This is a genomic window from Edwardsiella anguillarum ET080813 (assembly GCF_000264765.2).
In the GTDB taxonomy this organism is placed as follows: Bacteria; Pseudomonadota; Gammaproteobacteria; order Enterobacterales; family Enterobacteriaceae; genus Edwardsiella; species Edwardsiella anguillarum.
Window position 1 is genome coordinate 2,433,850 of sequence record NZ_CP006664.1, and the last position, 22,414, is coordinate 2,456,263.

20 protein-coding genes are annotated in these 22,414 nt (G+C 61.4%); 16 read left to right on the top strand and 4 right to left on the bottom strand.

The window, feature by feature from the left end; all coding sequences use genetic code 11:
* The first annotated feature begins 12 nt into the window (after window positions 1–12).
* The 13 genes from ETEE_RS10930 to lpxC all read left to right on the top strand — a co-directional run bounded on the left by ETEE_RS10930 (window position 13) and on the right by lpxC (window position 16,175).
* Complete coding sequence (locus tag ETEE_RS10930; RefSeq protein ID WP_034163132.1) at window positions 13–1,776, top strand: peptidoglycan glycosyltransferase FtsI; 1,764 nt, start codon at window positions 13–15, stop codon at window positions 1,774–1,776.
* The gene (gene murE / locus ETEE_RS10935; protein ID WP_034163134.1) at window positions 1,763–3,250 is read left to right on the top strand and encodes a UDP-N-acetylmuramoyl-L-alanyl-D-glutamate--2,6-diaminopimelate ligase; all 1,488 of its coding nucleotides are present in this window, start codon (window positions 1,763–1,765) and stop codon (window positions 3,248–3,250) included. The genes ETEE_RS10930 and murE overlap by 14 nt, the downstream gene beginning before the upstream one ends.
* Window positions 3,247–4,623, top strand: a complete 1,377-nt coding sequence (murF, locus tag ETEE_RS10940; RefSeq protein WP_034163135.1) for a UDP-N-acetylmuramoyl-tripeptide--D-alanyl-D-alanine ligase — start codon at window positions 3,247–3,249, stop codon at window positions 4,621–4,623. Before murE ends, murF begins: the two co-directional genes overlap by 4 nt.
* The gene (gene mraY, locus ETEE_RS10945) at window positions 4,617–5,699 is read left to right on the top strand and encodes a phospho-N-acetylmuramoyl-pentapeptide-transferase (RefSeq protein ID WP_034163136.1); all 1,083 of its coding nucleotides are present in this window, start codon (window positions 4,617–4,619) and stop codon (window positions 5,697–5,699) included. The genes murF and mraY overlap by 7 nt, the downstream gene beginning before the upstream one ends.
* A 1-nt stretch (window position 5,700) precedes the next feature.
* The gene (gene murD / locus ETEE_RS10950) at window positions 5,701–7,017 is read left to right on the top strand and encodes a UDP-N-acetylmuramoyl-L-alanine--D-glutamate ligase (protein WP_034163137.1); all 1,317 of its coding nucleotides are present in this window, start codon (window positions 5,701–5,703) and stop codon (window positions 7,015–7,017) included.
* Window positions 7,018–7,022: 5 nt separating this feature from the next.
* Window positions 7,023–8,276, top strand: a complete 1,254-nt coding sequence (ftsW, locus tag ETEE_RS10955) for a cell division protein FtsW (RefSeq protein ID WP_174434951.1) — start codon at window positions 7,023–7,025, stop codon at window positions 8,274–8,276.
* Window positions 8,273–9,352, top strand: a complete 1,080-nt coding sequence (murG, locus tag ETEE_RS10960) for an undecaprenyldiphospho-muramoylpentapeptide beta-N-acetylglucosaminyltransferase (RefSeq protein WP_034163138.1) — start codon at window positions 8,273–8,275, stop codon at window positions 9,350–9,352. Before ftsW ends, murG begins: the two co-directional genes overlap by 4 nt.
* Window positions 9,353–9,412: 60 nt before the next feature.
* Window positions 9,413–10,876: a UDP-N-acetylmuramate--L-alanine ligase gene (gene murC, locus ETEE_RS10965; RefSeq protein ID WP_034163140.1), complete on the top strand. Its 1,464-nt coding sequence runs from the start codon at window positions 9,413–9,415 to the stop codon at window positions 10,874–10,876.
* 6 nt (window positions 10,877–10,882) lie between these two features.
* Entirely contained in the window at window positions 10,883–11,803 is a 921-nt protein-coding gene (locus ETEE_RS10970) for a D-alanine--D-alanine ligase (RefSeq protein ID WP_034163141.1), read from the top strand.
* A gap of 1 nt (window position 11,804) precedes the next feature.
* Entirely contained in the window at window positions 11,805–12,668 is an 864-nt protein-coding gene (gene ftsQ / locus ETEE_RS10975; protein ID WP_034163142.1) for a cell division protein FtsQ, read from the top strand.
* Window positions 12,665–13,921 carry a cell division protein FtsA gene (ftsA, locus tag ETEE_RS10980; protein WP_012847512.1) on the top strand — a complete coding sequence of 419 codons (1,257 nt, stop codon included), beginning with the start codon at window positions 12,665–12,667 and terminating at the stop codon, window positions 13,919–13,921. The genes ftsQ and ftsA overlap by 4 nt, the downstream gene beginning before the upstream one ends.
* A gap of 69 nt (window positions 13,922–13,990) precedes the next feature.
* The gene (gene ftsZ / locus ETEE_RS10985) at window positions 13,991–15,151 is read left to right on the top strand and encodes a cell division protein FtsZ (RefSeq protein ID WP_034163143.1); all 1,161 of its coding nucleotides are present in this window, start codon (window positions 13,991–13,993) and stop codon (window positions 15,149–15,151) included.
* Between the two features lie 106 nt (window positions 15,152–15,257).
* Window positions 15,258–16,175 carry a UDP-3-O-acyl-N-acetylglucosamine deacetylase gene (gene lpxC / locus ETEE_RS10990; protein ID WP_012847514.1) on the top strand — a complete coding sequence of 306 codons (918 nt, stop codon included), beginning with the start codon at window positions 15,258–15,260 and terminating at the stop codon, window positions 16,173–16,175.
* A gap of 9 nt (window positions 16,176–16,184) precedes the next feature.
* On the opposite strand, the gene ETEE_RS10995 is transcribed toward lpxC, so the two are convergent.
* Window positions 16,185–16,721: a DUF721 domain-containing protein gene (locus ETEE_RS10995; RefSeq protein ID WP_034163144.1), complete on the bottom strand. Its 537-nt coding sequence runs from the start codon at window positions 16,719–16,721 to the stop codon at window positions 16,185–16,187.
* A 45-nt stretch (window positions 16,722–16,766) separates the two neighbouring features.
* Between ETEE_RS10995 and secM the strand changes: the two genes are divergently transcribed.
* The 3 genes from secM to mutT all read left to right on the top strand — a co-directional run bounded on the left by secM (window position 16,767) and on the right by mutT (window position 20,552).
* Window positions 16,767–17,267 carry a secA translation cis-regulator SecM gene (gene secM, locus ETEE_RS11000; protein ID WP_034163146.1) on the top strand — a complete coding sequence of 167 codons (501 nt, stop codon included), beginning with the start codon at window positions 16,767–16,769 and terminating at the stop codon, window positions 17,265–17,267.
* Between the two features lie 71 nt (window positions 17,268–17,338).
* The gene (gene secA / locus ETEE_RS11005; RefSeq protein WP_034163147.1) at window positions 17,339–20,047 is read left to right on the top strand and encodes a preprotein translocase subunit SecA; all 2,709 of its coding nucleotides are present in this window, start codon (window positions 17,339–17,341) and stop codon (window positions 20,045–20,047) included.
* A 94-nt stretch (window positions 20,048–20,141) separates the two neighbouring features.
* Window positions 20,142–20,552 (top strand): 8-oxo-dGTP diphosphatase MutT, encoded by a 411-nt coding sequence (mutT, locus tag ETEE_RS11010; protein ID WP_034163148.1) that lies wholly within the window; start codon window positions 20,142–20,144, stop codon window positions 20,550–20,552.
* Window positions 20,553–20,610: 58 nt separating this feature from the next.
* Here the strand turns inward: mutT and yacG are convergent, their stop codons facing one another.
* From yacG to coaE, 3 genes are read right to left on the bottom strand one after another with little or no spacing between them, the layout of a single operon-like run.
* Window positions 20,611–20,811 carry a DNA gyrase inhibitor YacG gene (gene yacG, locus ETEE_RS11015; protein WP_034163149.1) on the bottom strand — a complete coding sequence of 67 codons (201 nt, stop codon included), beginning with the start codon at window positions 20,809–20,811 and terminating at the stop codon, window positions 20,611–20,613.
* A 23-nt stretch (window positions 20,812–20,834) separates the two neighbouring features.
* On the bottom strand, window positions 20,835–21,587 hold the full coding sequence (zapD, locus tag ETEE_RS11020; protein WP_034163150.1) for a cell division protein ZapD: 753 nt from the start codon (window positions 21,585–21,587) through the stop codon (window positions 20,835–20,837).
* On the bottom strand, window positions 21,584–22,210 hold the full coding sequence (coaE, locus tag ETEE_RS11025) for a dephospho-CoA kinase (RefSeq protein ID WP_034163151.1): 627 nt from the start codon (window positions 22,208–22,210) through the stop codon (window positions 21,584–21,586). The genes zapD and coaE overlap by 4 nt, the downstream gene beginning before the upstream one ends.
* Window positions 22,211–22,414 lie beyond the last annotated feature (204 nt).

Below are 22,414 nucleotides of genomic sequence, written 5' to 3' on the forward strand. Positions count from 1 at the left end.
ATCAAGGAATCAATGAAAGCAGTGCGATCGGGGAAGATACGGCGTCAAGAAGAACAGGCCAGCTTTGTCAGCTGGCGTTTTGCGTTGCTGTGCGGCTGTATCCTATTGGCGCTGCTTGGGCTGCTGGCGCGCGCCGCCTACCTGCAGGTGATCAGTCCTGAACACCTGGTGCGAGAGGGGGATGCCCGCTCCCTGCGTACGCAGTCGATCCCGACAGCGCGCGGCATGATCAAGGATCGCGCCGGACGTCCGCTGGCGGTCAGCGTGCCGGTGAATGCCATCTGGGCCGACCCGAAAGAGGTGAACGAGCACGGAGGCATCACGTTGGATACGCGCTGGCAGGCGCTGGCCGATGCGCTGGAAACGCCGCTGGATAAAATGGCCGCGCGGATTAACGCCAACCCGCGCGGGCGCTTTGTCTATCTGGCCCGCCAGGTGAATCCGGCGATGGGCGAGTATATTCACAAGCTTCGTCTGCCGGGTATCTACCTAAAGCAGGAGTCGCGGCGCTACTACCCGGCGGGGCAAGTGACCGCTCACATCATCGGCGTGACCAATATCGACGGCCAGGGGATTGAGGGGGTTGAAAAGAGCTTCGATCGCTGGCTGACCGGGCAACCCGGTGAGCGTACCGTGCGCAAGGATCGCTTTGGCCGGGTCATCGAGGATATCTCCTCGGTCGATAGCCTGGCGGCCCATAACCTGTCGCTGAGCATCGATGAGCGCCTGCAGGCGTTGGTATATCGTGAGCTCACCAATGCGGTGGCGTTCAACAAGGCCGAATCGGGCACCGCGGTGTTAGTGGATGTTAACACCGGTGAGGTGCTGGCGATGGCCAATAGCCCCTCCTATAACCCGAACAACCTTACCGACACGCCTCAGGAGGCGATGCGCAACCGCGCTATCACCGATATCTTTGAGCCGGGATCGACCGTGAAGCCCATGGTGGTGATGACCGCCCTGCAGCGCGGCATCGTCAGGGAGAACAGCGTGCTGAATACGCTGCCTTACTATGTCAACGGGCATGAGATTAAGGACGTGGCGCGCTATGCCGAGCTGTCCATTACCGGTATTTTACAGAAGTCGAGTAACGTCGGTGTTTCCAAGCTGGCGTTAGCGATGCCGTCCTCGGCGCTGGTGGATACTTACTCCGGCTTCGGGTTCGGAAAACCGACCAATTTGGGGCTGGTCGGGGAAAGCAGTGGCATATACCCAAAAAAACAACGGTGGTCCGACATTGAGAGGGCCACCTTCTCTTTCGGATATGGGCTAATGGTAACGCCGTTACAGTTAGCGCGTGTCTATGCAACCATCGGCAGCATGGGGATTTATCGCCCCCTGTCGATTACCAAGGTGGATCCGCCGGTGCCCGGCGAGCGGGTATTCCCCGTCGCGCTGGTGCGTAGCGTGGTGCACATGATGGAAAGCGTGGCGCTGCCCGGAGGCGGCGGTGTCAAAGCGGCAGTAAAAGGTTACCGGGTCGCCGTTAAGACCGGTACGGCCAAGAAAGTTGGGCCCGACGGGCGCTATGTGAATAAATACATCGCCTACACGGCCGGTATTGCACCGGCCAGCAATCCCCGATTTGCCCTGGTTGTGGTGATTAACGATCCACAGGCGGGGAAATATTACGGTGGTGCGGTATCTGCACCGGTCTTTGGCGCCATCATGGGCGGCGTACTGCGCACCATGAACGTTGAGCCGGATGCGTTGCCCACGGGTGATAAGAGCGAATTGGTGAACAATAAAAAAGAGGGTTCAGGTGGCAGATCGTAATTTGCGCGCGCTTTTGGCTCCTTGGGTTGCACAGGCCCCGGAGCGCGCTTTGCGGGACATGACATTGGACAGCCGCGTAGCGGCTGCAGGCGATCTGTTCGTGGCCGTCGTCGGCCACGCGGCGGACGGCCGCCGTTTTATTCCGCAGGCCATTGCGCAGGGCGTCGCCGCCGTTATCGCTGAGGCCGAGGGCGAGGCCGAGGACGGCAGCGTACGCGAGCTGCACGGCGTGCCGGTAGTGTATCTCAGCCATCTCAACGAGCGTCTTTCCGCGCTGGCGGGGCGTTTCTACGGTCAGCCGGGCGCCGATCTGCGCCTGGTGGGCGTGACCGGAACTAACGGTAAGACGACAACCACCCAGCTGCTGGCGCAGTGGGCGCAGCTGCTGGGCGACACCGGCGCCGTGATGGGCACCGTCGGCAACGGCCTGCTAGGGCATGTCTATCCCAGCGAAAACACCACCGGCTCGGCCGTCGACGTGCAGCACATGCTGCGTACGCTGGCCGATGACGGCGCAACGCTGGTGGCGATGGAGGTCTCCTCGCACGGTCTGGTGCAAAACCGGGTGCTGGCGCTGCCGTTTGCCGCGTCGGCCTTTACCAACCTGAGCCGCGATCACCTGGATTATCACGGTGATATGGAACACTACGCACAGGCGAAATGGCGCCTGTTTTCGACCCATCACAGCGGTGAGAAGATCGTCAACGCGGACGATGAAACGGGGCGACGCTGGCTGGATAAGCTACCGGATGCGGTGGCGGTGACCGTCACCGGCGCCTTGCCCGAAGGCTGGGCGGGACGCTGGCTGGTCGCGCGTTCGGTGGTGTATCACGACGGCGGCGCGACGATCGCTTTCGACTCCAGCTGGGGAGAGGGCTCGCTGAACAGCCGCCTGATGGGCGAGTTTAACGTTAGTAACCTGCTGGTGGCGCTGGCGACGCTGCTGGCGCTCGGCTATCCGTTGGCGGCGCTGTGCGCCGCGTCTGGCCAGCTGCAGCCGGTCTGTGGGCGAATGGAGGTCTTCCAGGCGCCCGGTAAGCCTACGGTGGTCGTTGACTATGCCCATACGCCGGATGCGCTGGAAAAAGCGCTGCTGGCCGCGCGCCTGCACTGTCAGGGAGAGCTGTGGTGCCTGTTCGGCTGCGGCGGGGATCGCGATACGGGCAAACGTCCGCTGATGGGGGCGATAGCCGAACAGTATGCCGATCGGGTGGTCGTGACCGATGATAACCCGCGCAGTGAAGAGCCGCGGGCGATCATTAACGACATTCTCAGCGGTATGCTGGATCCGGGACTGGCGATGGCCATCCCCGGGCGTGCCGAGGCGGTGACCGCGGCCGTGATGCAGGCGGCGCCGCAGGATGTGATCCTGGTAGCCGGCAAGGGACATGAGGATTATCAGCTGGTCGGCAACCGCCGTCTGGACTATTCCGATCGGGTGACGGTAGCCCGTCTGCTGGGGGTGGTAGCATGATCGCCACGACGCTGCAGACCCTCGCCGACGCCATCGGCGCGACGCTTATCGGTGCGGATGGCCCCGTGGCGGCGGTGACGACCGATACCCGTAAGCTAACGCCGGGGTGCCTGTTTATCGCGCTGCAGGGCGATCACTTCGACGGGCATGACTTTGCAGCCCGGGCGCTGGAGAGCGGTGCCGGCGCGCTGCTGGTTAGCCGCCGTCTGGCGCTGGATGTGCCGCAGCTGTTGGTGGCAGATACCCGTTTGGCGCTGGGGCAGCTGGGCGCCTGGGTGCGCCGTCAGGTTCCGGCTCGGGTGGTGGCGCTGACCGGATCGTCGGGCAAAACCTCGGTAAAAGAGATGAGTGCGGCGATCCTCGGCCTGTGCGGCAACGTGCTATACACCGCCGGTAACTTGAATAACGACATCGGCGTGCCGCTGACTCTGCTGCGCCTTGAGCCGCAGCATGACTTTGCGGTGATCGAGCTGGGCGCCAATCACGTCGGCGAGATCGCCTATAGCGTGGCGCTGACGCGTCCGCACAGCGCGCTGGTCAATAATCTGGCGGCGGCGCATCTCGAAGGGTTTGGCTCACTGTCCGGGGTCGCCCGGGCCAAAGGCGAGATTTTTGCCGGTCTGCCGCCACAGGGAACGGCGATCGTGAACGCCGACAGCAACGATTGGGAAAACTGGCAACATGCGCTGACAGAGCAGCGCGTGTGGCGTTTTTCCCCGCAGGCGGGCGCGGGGGTAGACTTCTACGCCAGCGCCGAGCGCAGCGATGCGGCGGGAACCCACTTTACCCTGCATACCCCCGTGGGACAGTGTGATGTGCTGCTGCCGCTGCCCGGTCGGCATAACATCGCCAATGCGCTGGCGGCCGCGGCGCTGACCCTGTCGGTGGGGGCCTCGCTGGCGCAGGTACAGCAAGGCCTGGCCGGGCTGCAGGCCGTGCCGGGACGGCTGTTTCCCATCCGTCTGGGCGAACAGCAGCTGCTGCTGGATGACAGCTACAATGCCAACGTCGGCTCAATGAGCGCCGCCGCGGAGGTGCTGGGCACGATGCCCGGCTACCGGGTGATGGTGGTCGGGGACATGGCCGAGCTGGGCGCGGAGGCCGAGGCGTGCCATCGCCGCGTCGGCCAGGCGGCCTGCGCGGCGGGGATCGATAAGGTGCTGAGCGTCGGCGGACTGAGCCGACTGATCGGCGAGGCCAGTGGTTGTGGCGAACATTTCATGGATAAAGGAGCGCTGATTGAGCGCCTGAAACACCTGTTATGCGAACATGCGGCGATCACCATTCTAGTAAAAGGCTCACGTAGTGCCGCAATGGAGCAGGTAGTACGAGGCGTATCTGTGCAGGAAATGCAGGAGAATCAATCATGTTAGTCTGGCTGGCCGAACATTTGGTCAAATACTTTTCTGGCTTTAACGTCTTCTCCTATCTGACGTTTCGCGCCATCGTCAGCTTGCTGACCGCCCTGTTTATCTCCCTGTGGATGGGGCCACACCTGATCGCCTGGCTGCAGAGGCTGCAGATTGGCCAGGTGGTGCGTAATGATGGGCCGGAGTCGCACTTTAGCAAGCGCGGCACGCCGACCATGGGCGGCCTGATGATCCTGACCTCGATTACCATTTCGGTTCTGATGTGGGCCTATCCCTCTAACCCCTATGTTTGGTGCGTGCTGTTTGTGCTGCTGGGCTACGGCGTCGTGGGCTTCGTCGATGACTACCGTAAGGTGGTACGCAAGAACACCGATGGGCTGATCGCCCGCTGGAAATATTTCTGGCAGTCCGTGATCGCGCTGGTGGTGGCATTCACCATGTACAGTATCGGTAAGGATACGCCGGCTACCCAACTGGTGGTTCCGTTCTTTAAAGACATCATGCCGCAGCTGGGGCTGCTGTACATCCTGCTGAGCTATTTCGTGATCGTTGGCACCAGCAACGCCGTCAACCTGACGGACGGCTTGGATGGCTTGGCGATTATGCCCACGGTGTTTGTGGCCGCGGGCATGGGCCTGGTGGCCTGGGCGACCGGCAACGTCAACTTCGCCGCCTACCTGCATATTCCCTACATTCGTCACGCCGGCGAATTGGTGATCGTCTGTACTGCGATCGTCGGCGCCGGGTTGGGATTTCTGTGGTTTAACACCTATCCGGCGCAGGTCTTTATGGGCGACGTCGGCTCCCTGGCGCTGGGCGGCGCACTGGGCACCATTGCCGTGCTGCTGCGCCAGGAGTTCCTGTTGGTGATCATGGGCGGTGTTTTCGTGATGGAGACCCTGTCGGTGATCCTGCAGGTGGGCAGCTTTAAGCTGCGCGGCCAGCGCATTTTCCGCATGGCGCCCATCCATCACCACTATGAGCTGAAGGGCTGGCCGGAGCCGCGAGTGATCGTGCGCTTCTGGATCATTTCGTTGATGCTGGTGCTTATTGGACTGGCAACCTTGAAGGTACGTTAATATGGCTGACTATCAGGGGAAGAGGGTCGTTATCATCGGGCTGGGGCTGACGGGCCTCTCCTGCGTCGATTTCTTTATGGATCGCGGCGTGGTACCGCGGGTGGTTGACACCCGCGCAACGCCGCCGGGGCTGGATAAGCTGCCGGCGAGCGTCGAGCGTCATCTGGGCAGCATTGAGCCGTCATGGCTGATGGACGCCGATCTGATCGTCGCCAGCCCGGGGATCCCCCTCTCGTCGCCGGCGCTGGATCGGGCGGCGCAGGCGGGCGTGGAGATCGTCGGCGATATCGAGCTGTTTTGCCGCGAGGCGCAGGCGCCGATCGTGGCGATCACCGGCTCTAACGGTAAAAGCACCGTGACGACGCTGGTCGGCGAGATGGCCCGTGCCGCAGGCTGGCAGGTCGGGGTCGGCGGTAATATCGGGGTGCCCGCCCTGACGCTGCTGAAGCATGAGTACCGCCTGTATGTCCTGGAGCTCTCCAGCTTTCAGTTGGAGACCACCTCCAGCCTGAGGGCGGCGGCGGCGACCATCCTGAACGTCAGCGAAGATCACATGAACCGCTACCCGCTGGGGCTGCAGCAGTATCGGGCGGCCAAGCTGCGCATCTATGAAAACGCCCGGGCCTGCGTGGTCAACGCGGACGATGCGCTGACCATGCCGATCCACGGCGCCGATACGCGCTGCGTCAGCTTTGGCGTCGACGTGGGCGACTACCATCTCAACCGCCAGCAGGGCGAGATCTGGCTGCGCGTTCGCGGTGAAAAGATTTTGAATACCAAGGAGATGCAGCTCACCGGCATCCATAATTACACCAATGCCCTGGCGGCGCTGGCGCTGGCGGACGCCGTTGGCCTGCCGCGCGCCTCCAGCCTGCGGGCGCTGACGACGTTCCGTGGCCTGGCGCACCGTTTCCAGCTGGTGCTGGAGCACAGCGGCGTACGCTGGATTAACGATTCGAAGGCGACCAACGTGGGTAGCACCGAGGCGGCGCTGAAGGGGCTTCATCTGGACGGCACGCTGCACCTGCTGCTGGGCGGTGACGGCAAGGGGGCGGACTTTACGCCGCTGCTGCCGTATCTGCAGGGCGATCGTATCCGCCTGTATTGCTTCGGCCGCGACGCCGGGCCGCTGATGCTGCTGCGACCGGAGGTTTCCCGACGCTTTGATATCATGGAGCAGGCGATACGCGCGCTGGCGCCGCTGACGCGTGGGGGGGATATGGTGCTGCTTTCACCGGCCTGCGCTAGCCTGGATCAGTTTAAAAACTTCGAACAGCGCGGCGATGAGTTTGCCCGCCTGGCACGGGAGTTCGGCTGATGCGTTTGCGTCTCGCGCTGCCTCGCCCCCGCCTGCCGCATCTGCGTCTGCCGCGTTTTTCCCTGCCGCTGATGGGTGGGATGCTGCGCCTGCGCGACTGGGTGATGGGCGCTGGCGAAGCCGACAGTGCCGGGGTGGTGCTGTATGACCGGACGCTGCTGTGGCTGACCTTTGGGCTCGCGGCGATGGGCTTTATCATGGTGACGTCGGCGTCGATGCCAATCGGACAGCGCCTGGCGGACGATCCGTTTCTGTTTGCCAAGCGCGACGCGCTTTACCTGACGTTGGCCTTCGGCCTCGCTATGGTGACCCTGCGCATTCCGATGGAGTTTTGGCAGCGCTGGAGCAATGCGATGCTGCTGCTGTCGGTGGCGATGCTGCTGGTGGTGCTGGTGGTCGGCAGCTCGGTTAACGGCGCCTCGCGCTGGATCGCGCTGGGACCGCTGCGTATTCAGCCGGCGGAGTTCTCTAAGCTGTCGCTGTTTTGCTATCTCGCCAGCTATCTGGTGCGCAAGGTCGATGAGGTGCGCAATAACTTCTGGGGCTTCTGTAAGCCGATGGGGGTGATGGTGGTGCTGGCGGTGCTGCTGCTGGCGCAGCCGGACCTGGGAACCGTGGTGGTGCTGTTTGTGACGACGCTGGGGCTGCTGTTCCTGGCGGGGGCCAAGCTGTGGCAGTTCCTGGCGATCATCGGCTCGGGGATCTTCGCGGTGATCCTGCTGATTATCGCCGAGCCCTACCGTATGCGACGCGTAACGTCGTTCTGGAATCCGTGGGCCGATCCGTTCGGCAGCGGCTACCAGCTGACCCAGTCGCTGATGGCTTTTGGCCGCGGCGAGTTTTGGGGGCAGGGGCTGGGAAACTCGGTTCAGAAGCTGGAGTATTTGCCGGAGGCGCACACTGACTTTATTTTCTCCATCCTCGGCGAGGAGCTGGGCTATTTCGGTGTGGTTCTTACGCTGTTAATGGTATTCTTCGTCGCTTTTCGTGCGATGTCCATCGGACGGCGCGCACTGGAGGCCGATCAGCGTTTTTCCGGCTTTCTGGCCTGCGCCATCGGCGTCTGGTTCAGCTTTCAGGCGTTGGTTAACGTCGGCGCGGCGGCCGGCATGCTGCCGACCAAAGGGCTGACGCTGCCGCTGATAAGCTACGGCGGCTCCAGCCTGATTATTATGTCTACGGCGCTGGTATTTTTGCTGCGCATTGATTATGAAACCCGCCAGGCGAATGCCCAGGCGGTGGTTAAGGGGTCACGATGAGCGGCGCGGCGAATCATCAAGGAAACAAACGGTTGATGGTCATGGCCGGCGGTACCGGAGGACACGTGTTCCCGGGGCTGGCGGTGGCGCACTATCTGCAGGCGCAGGGATGGCAGATCCGCTGGTTGGGTACCGCGGATCGCATGGAGGCGCAGCTGGTTCCACAGCACGGCATCGAGATCGATTTTATTCAGATTTCGGGCCTGCGCGGCAAAGGGATCAAGGCGCTGCTCGGCGCACCGTTCCGCATTGTGCGTGCGGTGCTGCAGGCGCGGCGAATTATCAAGGCGTACCGTCCCGATGCGGTGCTGGGGATGGGGGGCTATGTCTCCGGCCCGGGCGGTCTGGCCGCCTGGCTGTGCGGCGTTCCGGTGGTGCTGCACGAGCAGAACGGGATCGCCGGGTTGACCAACCGCTGGCTGTCCAAGATAGCTAAACGGGTACTGCAGGCGTTTCCCGGTGCCTTTCCCCATGCGCCGGTGGTGGGAAATCCGGTGCGTGAGGATGTGCTGGCGCTGCCGGCGCCGGCGCAGCGGATGGCCGGACGCACCGGCCCCGTTCGGGTGCTGGTGGTCGGCGGCAGCCAGGGCGCCCGGATCCTGAACCAGACGCTACCCGCGGTGGCGGCGCGTCTCGGGGAGCGGGTGACCCTGTGGCATCAGACCGGGAAAGGGGCCCAGCTGTCGGTCGAGGCGGAGTATCAGCGCCTGGGGCTGCAGGAGCATCGGGTAACCGAGTTTATTGACGATATGGCGGCGGCCTATGCCTGGGCCGACGTCGTCGTATGCCGATCCGGCGCATTGACGGTCAGCGAGATCGCCGCTGCCGGTTTACCGGCGCTGTTTGTGCCCTTTATGCACAAGGATCGTCAGCAGTACTGGAATGCGGCGGCGCTGGCACGTACCGGTGCCGCCAGAATTATTGAACAGCCCGATTTTAGCGTCGATGCGGTGGTGGAGACGCTGGCGGGCTGGGATCGCCCTACGCTGTTACTGATGGCGGAAAAGGCCCGGGCGGCGGCGATCACCGATGCAACCCAGCGGGTCGCCGAGGCGATCTGCGACGTGGCGCGTTAATATCAACCCGGGTGGGGAGACCGACTCGGACAGTGAAAATGGATTAAAGTGAACAAGACAGTGAATACTCAACAGCTCGCTAAACTGCGTACCATGGTGCCGGAGATGCGCCGTGTCCGGCACATTCACTTTGTCGGCATCGGCGGCGCTGGCATGGGCGGTATTGCAGAGGTGCTGGCCAACGAGGGTTATCAGATCAGCGGCTCCGATCTGGCGCCCAACGCGGTGACCCAGCAACTGAGCGAGCTGGGCGCGCAGATCTATTTTAACCATCGCCCGGAAAACGTACGCGATGCCAGCGTTGTGGTCGTATCGACCGCGATCGCCGCCGATAACCCGGAGATTATCGCCGCCCGCGAGGCGCGTATTCCGGTGATCCGCCGCGCGGAGATGCTGGCGGAGCTGATGCGTTTCCGCCACGGTATCGCCATTGCCGGAACCCATGGCAAGACCACCACCACGGCGATGGTCTCCAGTATTTATGCCGAGGCCGGGCTGGACCCGACCTTTGTTAACGGCGGTCTGGTGAAAGCGGCCGGCACACACGCCCGCTTGGGTTCCAGTCGCTATCTGATCGCCGAGGCCGATGAGAGCGATGCCTCGTTTTTGCATCTGCAGCCGATGGTGGCGATCGTCACCAATATCGAAGCCGATCATATGGATACCTATCACGGCGATTTCGAAAACCTGAAGCAGACCTTTATCAACTTTCTGCACAACCTGCCGTTTTATGGCCGGGCGGTGCTGTGCATCGACGATCCGGTGATCCGCGAGCTGCTGCCGCGCGTCGGGCGCCAGGTGACCACCTATGGCTTTAGCCAGGATGCCGATGTCCGCATTGAGGAGTACCGCCAGTGCGGCGCCCAGGGAACCTTCTTCCTGTGTCGTCAGGATCGTCCACGCCTGGCGGTGACCCTAAATGCACCAGGTCGCCACAATGCTCTGAATGCGGCCGCCGCTGCGGCGGTAGCCAGCGAAGAGGGGATCGACGATGAGGCTATCCTGCGCGCGCTGAGCGGGTTTCAGGGCACCGGGCGTCGCTTTGACTTCCTGGGGGAGTTTAGCCTGCAGCACGTCAACAATAAGCCGGGCAAGGTGATGCTGGTGGATGACTATGGACATCATCCGACGGAGGTAGATGCCACCATTAAGGCCGCCCGTGCCGGTTGGCCGGATCGCCGCCTGGTGATGGTTTTCCAGCCGCACCGCTTTACCCGTACCCGCGATCTGTATGATGACTTTGCCAACGTATTGTCACAGGTAGATGTCCTGCTGATGCTGGATGTGTATCCTGCCGGCGAGCATCCGATCCCCGGCGCGGATAGCCGCTCGCTGTGTCGCACCATTCGCGGGCGCGGCAAGCTGGACCCGGTGCTGGTGTCGGAGCCGGCGACGTTGGCGCAGACGCTGGCGCAGTTCCTGCAAGAGGGTGACCTGATTCTGACCCAGGGCGCCGGTAATATTGGCCGGGTGGCGCGGGTGCTGGCGGAGTGCCGCCTGCAGCCGTCCGCGGTAACGGAGTAAACGACGATGGCAGAAAAAGTAGCGGTATTGCTGGGCGGCACCTCTGCCGAGCGCGACGTCTCCCTGCTGTCGGGGCAGGCGGTGCTGAAAGGTCTGAAAGAGGCCGGTATCGATGCTTATCCGGTTGATACAATGCAGTTTCCTGCAACACAATTACGGGAAGCCGGCTTTGAGCGGGTATTTATCGCCCTGCACGGCCGCGGCGGTGAAGATGGCACCCTGCAAGGGGTGCTGGAGTTTCTGCAGCTGCCCTATACCGGCAGCGGTGTGATGGCATCGGCGCTGACCATGGATAAGCTGCGCTCCAAGCAGGTGTGGCAGGCCGCCGGGCTGCCGGTGGCACCCTACGTTGCCATCAGTCGCGAGCAGTTTGACGAGGGGCTGACCATGGATACGCTGCGCGAGATTAACGATCTCGGCCTGCCGCTGATTGTGAAGCCCAGCCGCGAGGGATCCAGCGTCGGTATGAGCAAGGTCAGCGAGCCGTGCGAGTTCGATCCGGCGCTGGTCGAGGCGCTGCGCCATGATGACGAGATCCTGATCGAAAAATGGCTCGCCGGTCCAGAATACACCGTGGCCTTTATCGGCGATGAAATTTTACCGTCGATCCGTATCCAGGCTGCCGGCGCGTTCTATGATTATGAGGCCAAGTACTTATCGGATAAGACCGAGTACTTTTGTCCCAGCGGATTGAGCGATGAGCAGGAGCAGGCGCTGGCGGCGCTGGTACGCCGCGCCTATAAGGCGCTGGGATGCAGCGGCTGGGGACGGGTGGATGTGATGCAGGATGCCTGCGGGGAGTTTTGCCTGCTGGAGGTTAACACGGCGCCGGGCATGACCAGCCACAGCCTGGTTCCGATGGCCGCCCGTCAGGCTGGGATGAGTTTTTCGCAGCTGGTGGTGCGGATTTTGGAGTTAGCGGATTGATATGTCTCAGGCAGCCCTGAACTCGCGGGAACCGAGCGGTTCACCCCGTAGCCGCATCCGTCTGCGGCGCAGCAACGGGATGCGTCTGGCAGGGATGTTGTTTCTGCTGTTGGTGCTGGCCGGTATCGGCTGGGGTGGCTGGATGGTCGTCAACTGGATGAAGGACGCCAGCCGGATGCCGATGTCCAAGCTGGTTGTGACCGGGGAACGCCACTTTACGCGCAACGACGATATTCGCCAGGCGATCCTGGCGCTGGGTCCGCCGGGGACGTTTATGACTCAGAATGTGGATGTGATCCAGCAGCAGATAGAGCGTTTGCCGTGGATTAAGCAGGCCAGCGTGCGCAAGCAGTGGCCGAATGAGCTGAAGATCCACGTAGTGGAGTATGTCCCGGTGGCGCGCTGGAACGATTTGCGTTTGGTGGACAGCGACGGCAAATCGTTCAGCGTTCCGGCCGACAGAACCGGCAAACAGCCATTGCCGCTGCTGTACGGGCCGGAGGGCAGTGAAATGGATGTTCTGGAAGGTTATCGCGCGATGAGCAAGACGCTGGCGAAGGATAACTTTACGCTGAAGATGGTCTCAATGAGTGCCCGTCACTCATGGCAGCTGGGGCTGGATAACGATATCCGTCTGGAGCTGGGGCGCGAAGATGTCGCCGGGCGGCTGGCCCGCTTTGACGAACTCTATCCTGCGCTGCAGCAGCAGGCCCAGGCCACGCATCAGCGTGTCAGTTATGTGGATCTGCGTTATGACAGTGGCGCTGCGGTAGGCTGGGCGCCGGCGTACATCGATACGCCGCCGGCCGGCGCGAATCAGCAACAGAATCAGCAACAGAATCAGGCACAGGCTAAACAACAATGATCAAGTCGACGGACAGAAAACTGGTAGTTGGGCTGGAGATCGGTACGGCAAAAGTCGCTGCGCTGGTAGGGGAGGTTCTGCCCGATGGCATGGTCAATATTATCGGCGTGGGCAGCTGCCCGTCGCGCGGCATGGACAAGGGTGGCGTTAACGATTTGGAGTCGGTGGTGAAATGCGTGCAGCGGGCCATCGATCAGGCGGAGCTGATGGCGGACTGTCAGATATCGTCCGTGTATCTGGCGCTGTCCGGCAAGCATATCAGCTGCCAGAACGAGATCGGGATGGTGCCGATCTCGGAGGAAGAAGTGACCCAGGAAGACGTGGAAAATGTGGTGCATACCGCAAAATCAGTGCGCGTTCGCGATGAGCACCGGGTTTTACATGTGATTCCTCAAGAATATGCCATTGATTATCAGGAAGGGATTAAAAACCCGGTGGGACTGTCCGGCGTGCGGATGCAGGCCAAGGTTCACCTGATCACCTGCCATAATGATATGGCGAAGAATATTGTGAAGGCGGTGGAGCGCTGTGGTCTGAAGGTGGATCAGCTGATTTTTGCCGGTCTGGCCTCCAGCTATGCGGTGCTGACGGAAGATGAACGTGAGCTGGGCGTTTGCGTGGTGGATATCGGCGGCGGCACCATGGACATGGCGGTCTATACCGGCGGTGCGCTGCGCCATACCAAAGTTATCCCCTACGCGGGTAACGTGGTGACCAGTGATATCGCCTACGCCTTCGGCACGCCGCCGACGGATGCCGAAGCGATTAAAGTGCGCTACGGATGCGCGCTGGGCTCGCTGGTCAGCAAAGATGAAAGCGTCGAGGTTCCAAGCGTGGGGGGACGCCCGCCGCGCAGCTTGCAGCGTCAAACGCTGGCTGAGGTGATCGAGCCACGCTATGCCGAGCTGCTGAACCTGGTCAACGATGAGCTGCTGCAGCTGCAGGAGCAGCTGCGTCAGCAGGGAGTGAAGCACCATCTGGCGGCAGGCATTGTTCTGACCGGCGGTGCGGCGCAGATCGAGGGGCTTGCCGCCTGCGCCCAGCGTGTGTTCCATACCCAGGTACGCATCGGGCAGCCGCTGAACATCACTGGTCTGACGGATTATGCTCAGGCGCCGTACTATTCCACGGCGGTTGGGCTGTTGCATTACGGCAAAGAGTCACACCTGAGCGGTGAGGCCGAAGTCGAAAAACGTGCCTCAGTTGGCAATTGGTTTAAGAAAATCAATGGCTGGCTGAGAAAAGAGTTTTAATGTTTGAAAAAAGGGATCATTCTACGCGTTAATGATTCCGTAGCGACAGGCACAAGACGGAGAGAAACTATGTTTGAACCAATGGAATTAACCAATGACGCGGTGATTAAGGTCATCGGCGTCGGCGGCGGCGGCGGCAACGCCGTTGAGCACATGGTGCGTGAACGCATTGAAGGCGTTGAGTTTTTTGCGGTGAATACCGACGCACAGGCCCTGCGTAAGACGGCCGTTGGCCAGACCATCCAGATCGGCAGCGGCATTACTAAAGGGCTGGGCGCTGGCGCCAATCCGGAGGTCGGACGCAACGCGGCGGAAGAAGATCGTGAAGCGCTGCGCTCTGCGCTGGATGGGGCCGATATGGTCTTCATCGCAGCCGGCATGGGCGGCGGCACCGGCACCGGCGCTGCGCCGGTCGTGGCGGAAGTGGCAAAAGAGCTGGGCATCCTGACCGTTGCCGTGGTCACCAAGCCGTTTAACTTTGAAGGTAAGCGTCGTATGGCGTTTGCCGAGCAGGGTATCGCCGAGCTGTCCAAGCACGTCGATTCGCTGATCACCATCCCCAACGATAAGCTGCTTAAGGTGCTGGGACGCGGCATCTCCCTGCTGGATGCCTTCGGCGCGGCCAACGACGTGCTGAAGGGGGCGGTACAGGGTATTGCCGAACTGATCACCCGTCCGGGCCTGATGAACGTCGACTTTGCCGACGTACGTACCGTGATGTCTGAAATGGGCTACGCCATGATGGGTTCCGGTATGGCCAGCGGGGAAGACCGTGCGGAAGAGGCGGCAGAGATGGCGATCTCTTCTCCGCTGCTGGAGGACATTGATCTGTCCGGTGCCCGCGGCGTACTGGTTAACATCACCGCGGGCTTTGACCTGCGCCTAGACGAGTTTGAGACCGTCGGTAACACTATTCGCGCCTTCGCCTCTGACAACGCGACGGTGGTTATCGGTACCTCTCTCGACCCGGATATGAACGATGAGCTGCGCGTAACCGTCGTGGCCACTGGTATTGGCATGGACAAGCGTCCGGAGATCACCCTGGTGTCCAATAAGCAGGGGCAGCAGCCGGTGATCGACCAGCGCTACCAGCAGCACGGCCTGTCGCCGCTGCCGCAGGAGAGCAAGCCGGCCGCGGCCAAAGTGGTTAACGATCAGAGCGTGCCGAGCGGGAAAGAGTCTGACGACTACCTGGATATTCCGGCTTTCCTGCGTAAGCAGGCCGACTGAGTATTGGGGATCTCCGCTCTTTGTGCTAAACTGTCTTGCCGCCTTTAATGTATAGTAATTATCATTTAGAGGTGGTTAGGACGGATAAACACTGCGAGATAACACGATGATCAAACAACGGACCATAAAACGTATCGTTCAGGCGACGGGTGTCGGGCTGCATACCGGCAAGAAAGTCACGCTGACCATGCGCCCGGCTGCGGCAAACACCGGGATCATCTATCGTCGCACTGACTTGAATCCTCCGGTCGATTTCCCGGCTGATGCCAAATCGGTGCGTGACACCATGCTCTGTACGTGCCTGGTTAATGAGCATGATGTGCGTATTTCTACCGTAGAGCACCTGAACGCCGCTCTGGCGGGGTTAGGGATCGATAACCTGGTTATCGAGGTCGACGCGGCTGAAATTCCGATCATGGACGGCAGCGCCGCGCCGTTTGTCTTCCTGCTGCTGGATGCCGGAATCGACGAACTGAACTGCGCCAAGAAATTCCTGCGCCTCAAAGAGGCCGTGCGGGTCGAGGACGGTGACAAGTGGGCCGAGCTGGCGCCGTATAACGGCTTTAGCCTGGACTTCACCATCGACTTCAACCACCCGGCCATCGACGCGAGTACGCAGCGCTATAGCCTGGACTTCTCTGCCGATGCGTTTGTGCGTCAGATTAGCCGTGCGCGTACCTTTGGCTTCATGCGCGACATTGAGTATCTGCAGTCCCGTGGCCTGTGCCTGGGCGGCAGCTTTGACTGCGCCATTGTCGTGGATGACTACCGCGTGCTGAACGAAGACGGCCTGCGCTTTGAGGATGAGTTTGTGCGCCACAAGATGCTGGATGCTATCGGTGACCTGTTCATGTGCGGGCACAATATCATCGGCGCCTTTACTGCGTTCAAGTCCGGCCATGCGTTGAACAACCGTCTGCTGCAGACCGTGTTGGCGAAGCAGGAAGCGTGGGAGCTGGTGACCTTTGAAGACGGTGAGGAGATGCCGCTGGCGTTCCGCGCACCGTCAACCGTTCTGGCCTAACCAACGGGCTCAGGAGCGGCGCTTCTTATCACGACTGGCTGTGTCGGTACTCTCTCCGGCCAGCGCAGCCAGTCGCTCTAGTTTTTTACGCAATCCCTCCGGGCTTTGACCGGCTAGCCAGCGCAGCTGCTGTGCGCTTTCTACGCTCAGCGTGCGCATTACCGCCTCCTCCTGCGCACTCTTCTGCCTTTCCTGTGCGAACGACTGCGCATTTTTCCCACTCTGACACATCAGGGCGGGATTAATCCTGATGTCGATCGACGACAATGATGGTAAAATCTCTCCCCTGAGTGCGGAAAGTAGACTGCTCTGCTCATAGCGCAGGCGCATCAGCCAACTGGCGTTGGCGACTTCCAGCACCAGAATGCCCTGACGAAAGTTGGCGACGCGGCAAAACGGTTTCAGCGGCGCCGGCAGCAGGGCTTGTACTGCCCGATCGAGTCGGAGTAATGCCACTGCGCGTTGCTGAACGTTTTTGAGGATGCCGTCAACGGCGGCGTTGTCATCCAGCAGGGTATCCAGGGATTGTGGGCGACTATCACGCATAAATACGGCTCCGCGGCTATTAGGGCTATTGATTCGGTACGGCATGTGATTGGTATTCTAAAGCGTTGGCGACAGTTTGGCAGACGTTATTTTTGGCCGCATCTCCTGTGGGGGATGGTGGCGGCGACGCTTGGCGTTCCGTCGCTGGCCAACGCTGAGCAGCCGCGCCCCTCTGCGCAAACCATTACCCTGCAGCGGCTGATCGCCGCGCATCACAGCCATGTCTCCCTGCAGCTGCTGTCCGGTAAGCGCCGGGGACAGGGGGTTGATTACTGGCATCAGTACGCGCTGCGTATCGCCATCCGTCAGCTGAGCAGTCGCCTGACGCCGCCGCACGCTCAAAACTGTCTATCTGCAGAGCAGCAGCGCCAGCACCTGGTGCTGCTCAGCTCGCTCAGTTCACTACTGACCCGTCAGCCTACGCTTTATGCTACGCCGCTGCACCCGTGGCCGTCGCGCTACGCGCCGTCGTCCCATGGGCACCTCCCGGCGCTGTGGCTGGCCCGGGTTCAGGGGATCCGCGCCGGTCCCGCTATCGCCGCCTGAGTTTACCGTTTCCCTTTTTGTCCGCGTTTTGACCCGGGTGGTTTGGGCCACCCATGAGAGATTGTATAACTATGTTAATTAAATTATTGACCAAGGTTTTTGGCAGCCGTAACGATCGTACCCTGCGCCGCATGCGTAAAGTGGTTGAGCAGGTTAACCACATGGAACCGGCGATGGAGCAGCTCAGCGATGAGCAGCTGAAGGCGAAGACCGTCGAGTTCCGTGAGCGTCTGGCGCAGGGCGCCGCGTTGGACAGCCTGCTGCCGGAGGCGTTTGCCACCGTCCGTGAGGCCAGCAAGCGCGTGTTTGGTATGCGTCACTTCGACGTGCAGCTGCTGGGCGGTATGGTACTGAACGAGCGCTGCATCGCAGAGATGCGCACCGGTGAAGGTAAAACCCTGACGGCGACCCTGCCGGCCTACCTGAATGCCCTGACCGGTAAAGGGGTACACGTGGTGACCGTCAACGACTATCTGGCCCAGCGTGACGCCGAAAACAACCGCCCGCTGTTTGAGTTCCTCGGCCTGAGCGTCGGCATCAACCTGCCGGGCATGGCGGCGCCGGCCAAGCGCGCCGCCTATGCGGCCGACATCACTTACGGTACCAACAACGAATACGGTTTTGACTACCTGCGCGACAATATGGCGTTCAGCCCGGAAGAGCGCGTTCAGCGCAAGCTGCACTATGCGCTGGTGGATGAGGTGGACTCCATCCTGATCGATGAAGCGCGCACGCCGCTGATCATCTCCGGTCCGGCAGAAGACAGCTCCGAGCTGTACATCAAGGTCGACAAGCTGATCCCGCACCTGAAGCGTCAGGAGAAAGAGGATTCCGATACGTTCCAGGGCGATGGACACTACTCCGTCGATGAAAAGACCCGTCAGGTTAACCTGACGGAGCGCGGTCTGGTGCTGATTGAAGAGCTGCTGGCCGGCGCCGGGATTATGGATGAGGGCGAATCGCTGTACTCCCCTGCCAATATCATGCTGATGCACCACGTGACTGCGGCGCTGCGCGCCCACGCGCTGTTTACCCGCGATGTGGACTACATCGTGAAAGAAGGTGAGGTCATCATCGTCGATGAGCACACCGGTCGTACCATGCAGGGGCGCCGCTGGTCAGACGGTCTGCATCAGGCGGTGGAGGCCAAGGAAGGGGTTCAGATCCAGAACGAAAACCAGACGCTGGCCTCCATTACCTTCCAGAACTACTTCCGTCTGTATGAGAAGCTGGCCGGGATGACCGGTACCGCCGATACCGAAGCCTTCGAATTCAGCTCTATCTATAAGCTGGATACCATTGTGGTGCCGACCAACCGCCCGATGATCCGTAAGGATTTGCCGGATCTGGTGTACATGACCGAGCAGGACAAGATCGCGGCGATCATCGAGGATATCCGCGAGCGTACGGCCAAAGGGCAGCCGGTGCTGGTGGGTACGGTCTCCATCGAAAAATCTGAAATGGTCTCTCATGAGCTGACGAAGGCCGGCATTGCCCACAGCGTGCTGAATGCCAAGTTCCATGCCAAAGAGGCCGATATCGTTGCTCAGGCCGGTCAGCCGGGCGCGGTCACCATCGCCACCAACATGGCCGGCCGCGGTACCGATATCATGCTTGGCGGCAGCTGGCAGGCAGAGATCGCGCTGTTGGAGTCGCCGACCGAAGCGCAGATCGAGGCGATTAAGGCGGCGTGGCAAACGCGTCACGACGCGGTGTTGACCGCCGGCGGTCTGCACATTATCGGCACCGAACGCCATGAGTCGCGCCGTATCGATAACCAGCTGCGCGGCCGCTCCGGTCGTCAGGGGGATGCGGGCTCCTCCCGTTTCTATCTGTCGCTGGAAGACTCCTTGATGCGTATCTTCGCCTCTGATCGCGTGGCCAACATGATGCGCAAGCTGGGGATGAAGCCGGGCGAGGCCATTGAGCACCCGTGGGTGACCAAGGCGATCGCCAACGCGCAACGTAAGGTGGAAAGCCGGAACTTCGATATTCGTAAGCAGCTGCTTGAGTACGACGATGTGGCCAGCGATCAGCGCCGCGCCATCTATACTCAGCGTAACGAGCTGCTGGACGGCGGTGATGTGGTCGATACCATCAACAGCATCCGTGAGGATGTCTTTAAGGTGGTAATCGACAGCTATATCCCGCCGCAGTCTCTGGAGGAGATGTGGGATGTCGCCGGGCTGGAAGAGCGTCTGCGCAATGACTTCGATCTGGAGCTGCCGATTACGGCGTGGTTGGATAAAGAGCCGGAGCTGCATGAGGAGACGCTGCGCGAGCGTATTCTGACGATGGCGGTGGAGCGCTACCAGAGCAAGGAAGAGGTGGTTGGCAGCGAAATGATGCGCAGCTTTGAAAAGGGCATCATGCTGCAGACCCTGGACTCCCTGTGGAAAGAGCATCTGGCGGCGATGGACTACCTGCGTCAGGGGATTCACCTGCGTGGCTATGCGCAGAAAGATCCCAAGCAGGAGTACAAGCGCGAATCCTTTGCCATGTTTGCGGCGATGTTGGAGTCCCTTAAGTATGAGGTGATCAGCGTGCTGAGCAAGGTGCAGGTGCGGATGCCGGAAGAGGTCGAGGCGCTGGAGCGCCAGCGCCGCGAGGACGCCGAGCGTCTGGCCCGTCAGCAGCAGCTGAGCCATCTGGACGATCAGAGCGCGGCGGCGCAGGAGATGGCGTCTCAGACCGGCGATCGCAAGATCGGGCGCAACGATCCCTGCCCGTGCGGCTCCGGCAAGAAGTATAAGCAGTGCCATGGACGCCTCAATGCCTGATCGTTTGGGCATTAGGTGATCACCGACAGGGAAGCGCAGTGCGCCTCCCTGTTTTTTTATCTTACGGGTACTCCGTGCTCAAGGAGAGGTAGAGATGACCCAGTCGCTACCGACGCTGCAGATTGCCGTCGGAATTATTCGCAACGCACGGCAGGAGATCTTTATTGCCCGGCGCCAGTCCGGCAGCCATCTGGCCGGTCTGTGGGAGTTTCCCGGCGGTAAAATCGAGCCGGGAGAGCACGCCCGGCAGGCGCTGACGCGTGAGCTACAAGAGGAGGTGGGGATCTCGGTAGCGCCGGCGTCAGCGCAGCTGCTGCGGCGTATCGAGCATACCTTCAGCGATCGGCGGGTGGTGCTGCACTTCTTTTTGGTCGGCGCCTGGCAGGGGGAGCCCTGTGGCCGGGAGGGGCAAGAGACCCGCTGGGTCGCGGCGGCCTCGCTGTGTGCCGCCGATTTTCCTGCGCCAAACCGGGCGATAATCGAAGCGCTGCGCGCCCAGGGATAGCGCACAAAAAAAGGCGCCTATCGGGCGCCTCAATTGCGGTGAGCGAGGGGACGAAGCCTCAGCGGTCGTCTCCCTCACTCCACTCTTCGCTGTCGGAGTGGGTCGCGTCGCTGGCGATCCGCTTCTCTTCGTTGGCCCATTCGCCCAGATCGATAAGCTGGCAGCGTTTGCTGCAGAACGGGCGGTAAGGACTCTGCTCTCCCCAGATAACCGCGCTGCCGCAGGTCGGGCAGGCGACGGTGATGATCTCGTTTTCCATTGCTAACTCCCTAAGGCCGCCGCTCAGCAGCAGGCCAGATTGAACGACAGGCGATCCGGCACCACGCCATGCTCGCTGTCCAGCGGCAGAAAGCGAATGGCAAAGCGGCTCTTATGGCCGGAAACCTGCGGATAAATTTGCAGATCCAGCGCCAGCTGAATACGCAGCATGTCGGCGCCGTCGGCATTATCTTGGTAGAAGCCGTGTAGGCTGGTCATCGGCTTAAAGGCGGCGGCCTTGCGCAGCAGATCCAGCACCAGCGTCAGGCTGTCCGTCAGCGGTGCCAAGGAGGCTATCCAGGCGTCGATCTGACGATCGCGCGCGGCCTGATCCAGGCTCAGCCACAGGTAGAGCGTCGGCAGATCAAAGCTGCAGCAGCCACCGGGGATCCCTAGCCGCTGGCGGACCAAGGCGACCAGGCGATCTTCGCGCAGCGTCTGGCCGATACGGGGCGCTGCCATCAGGACGGCGGCCTGTTGCTTTAGACGCTGGCTCAACGCATGGATCATCTCCTGATCGACGCCCGGTGCGTTGAGCCACTGCATCAGCTTGCGCTGCTGGCGCTCCAGCTCTTTGAGCAGATCGGTTCGCACCTCGCCGCGCTCCAGCACATCAAGCAGGTCGGACAGGGTACGAAAGAAGGTGAGGGCACCGCTGGTATCGCGCTGCGGTCGATGCTGCAGCAACTGCTGCAGCAGAAATTCCAGGCGCAGCCAGGTACGCATTTTTTCATTGAGCGGGTATTCAAACAGTATGGTCGGAGCGGCGTCACTCATGCTTGTGATCCTGTCGAGGCGGCGGCCGCCTGCGCGAGCGCCAGATAGAGGCGATGCAGGGCGGCGACCTGTGGGGCCAGCGCATCGGCGGACCCGCTGTTATCAATAATATCATCGGCGTAGGCTAGGCGCTGCTCCCGGGTGGTCTGGGCGGCGAGGATACGCTGCGCCTGTTCATGGCTGAGACCATCGCGCGCCTGGGTACGCGCCAGCTGCTGTTCGACGGGCAAATCGACGACCGCGATACGATCCGCCTGCGCCGTGAGGTGATTCTCGATCAGCAACGGCACCACCCATAGGGCGTAGGGGGCCGCTACCTGCGCCAGCTGACGCTGGGTCTCCGCCTGGATCAGCGGGTGCAGCAGGGCGTTAAGCCAGGCTTTTTCCTGCGGCTGGGCAAAAACGATATGACGTAGGGCGGTGCGATCCAGGCTGCCGTCCGCCCGTAAAACCCGCGCGCCGAAGTGGGCCGCAATCTGCACCAGGGCCGGCTGTCCCCACTCGACCATCTGACGGGCGATGACGTCGGCATCGACCAGCGGCACGCCGAGGCGGGCAAAGGTCTCAGCCACGGTGGATTTACCGCTGCCGATACCGCCGGTGAGAGCAACTGTGTATGCCATGAGGAGATCCTGCGAGACTGTGCGCGGGCGTGAGCTGCGCGGAAAAATCGGCGAACCTGCGGATCATAATGGACCTGACGGTAAGTGCAAGTCACGCGTGCGGCAGAAGACGATACCGAGAGGATGCTGAGGCCGATTATCGTGGGTAAATTCAGAACAGTGTACCTGAAATTTTGTTGAAAAAGCAGACTTGTCGCCGCGTTA

What these genes read in the sequence shown, in the direction of transcription:
- ftsZ (WP_034163143.1), top strand. Translation starts at nt 13,991, where the DNA reads ATGTTTGAACCAATGGAATTAACCAATGACGCGGTGATTAAGGTCATC.
- lpxC (WP_012847514.1), top strand. Translation starts at nt 15,258, where the DNA reads ATGATCAAACAACGGACCATAAAACGTATCGTTCAGGCGACGGGTGTC.
- murF (WP_034163135.1), top strand. Translation starts at nt 3,247, where the DNA reads ATGATCGCCACGACGCTGCAGACCCTCGCCGACGCCATCGGCGCGACG.
- yacG (WP_034163149.1), bottom strand. Translation starts at nt 20,811, where the DNA reads ATGGAAAACGAGATCATCACCGTCGCCTGCCCGACCTGCGGCAGCGCG.
- secA (WP_034163147.1), top strand. Translation starts at nt 17,339, where the DNA reads ATGTTAATTAAATTATTGACCAAGGTTTTTGGCAGCCGTAACGATCGT.
- murD (WP_034163137.1), top strand. Translation starts at nt 5,701, where the DNA reads ATGGCTGACTATCAGGGGAAGAGGGTCGTTATCATCGGGCTGGGGCTG.
- murG (WP_034163138.1), top strand. Translation starts at nt 8,273, where the DNA reads ATGAGCGGCGCGGCGAATCATCAAGGAAACAAACGGTTGATGGTCATG.
- coaE (WP_034163151.1), bottom strand. Translation starts at nt 22,210, where the DNA reads ATGGCATACACAGTTGCTCTCACCGGCGGTATCGGCAGCGGTAAATCC.
- ftsQ (WP_034163142.1), top strand. Translation starts at nt 11,805, where the DNA reads ATGTCTCAGGCAGCCCTGAACTCGCGGGAACCGAGCGGTTCACCCCGT.
- ftsA (WP_012847512.1), top strand. Translation starts at nt 12,665, where the DNA reads ATGATCAAGTCGACGGACAGAAAACTGGTAGTTGGGCTGGAGATCGGT.
- mutT (WP_034163148.1), top strand. Translation starts at nt 20,142, where the DNA reads ATGACCCAGTCGCTACCGACGCTGCAGATTGCCGTCGGAATTATTCGC.
- ETEE_RS10930 (WP_034163132.1), top strand. Translation starts at nt 13, where the DNA reads ATGAAAGCAGTGCGATCGGGGAAGATACGGCGTCAAGAAGAACAGGCC.
- ETEE_RS10995 (WP_034163144.1), bottom strand. Translation starts at nt 16,721, where the DNA reads ATGCGTGATAGTCGCCCACAATCCCTGGATACCCTGCTGGATGACAAC.
- mraY (WP_034163136.1), top strand. Translation starts at nt 4,617, where the DNA reads ATGTTAGTCTGGCTGGCCGAACATTTGGTCAAATACTTTTCTGGCTTT.
- ETEE_RS10970 (WP_034163141.1), top strand. Translation starts at nt 10,883, where the DNA reads ATGGCAGAAAAAGTAGCGGTATTGCTGGGCGGCACCTCTGCCGAGCGC.
- zapD (WP_034163150.1), bottom strand. Translation starts at nt 21,587, where the DNA reads ATGAGTGACGCCGCTCCGACCATACTGTTTGAATACCCGCTCAATGAA.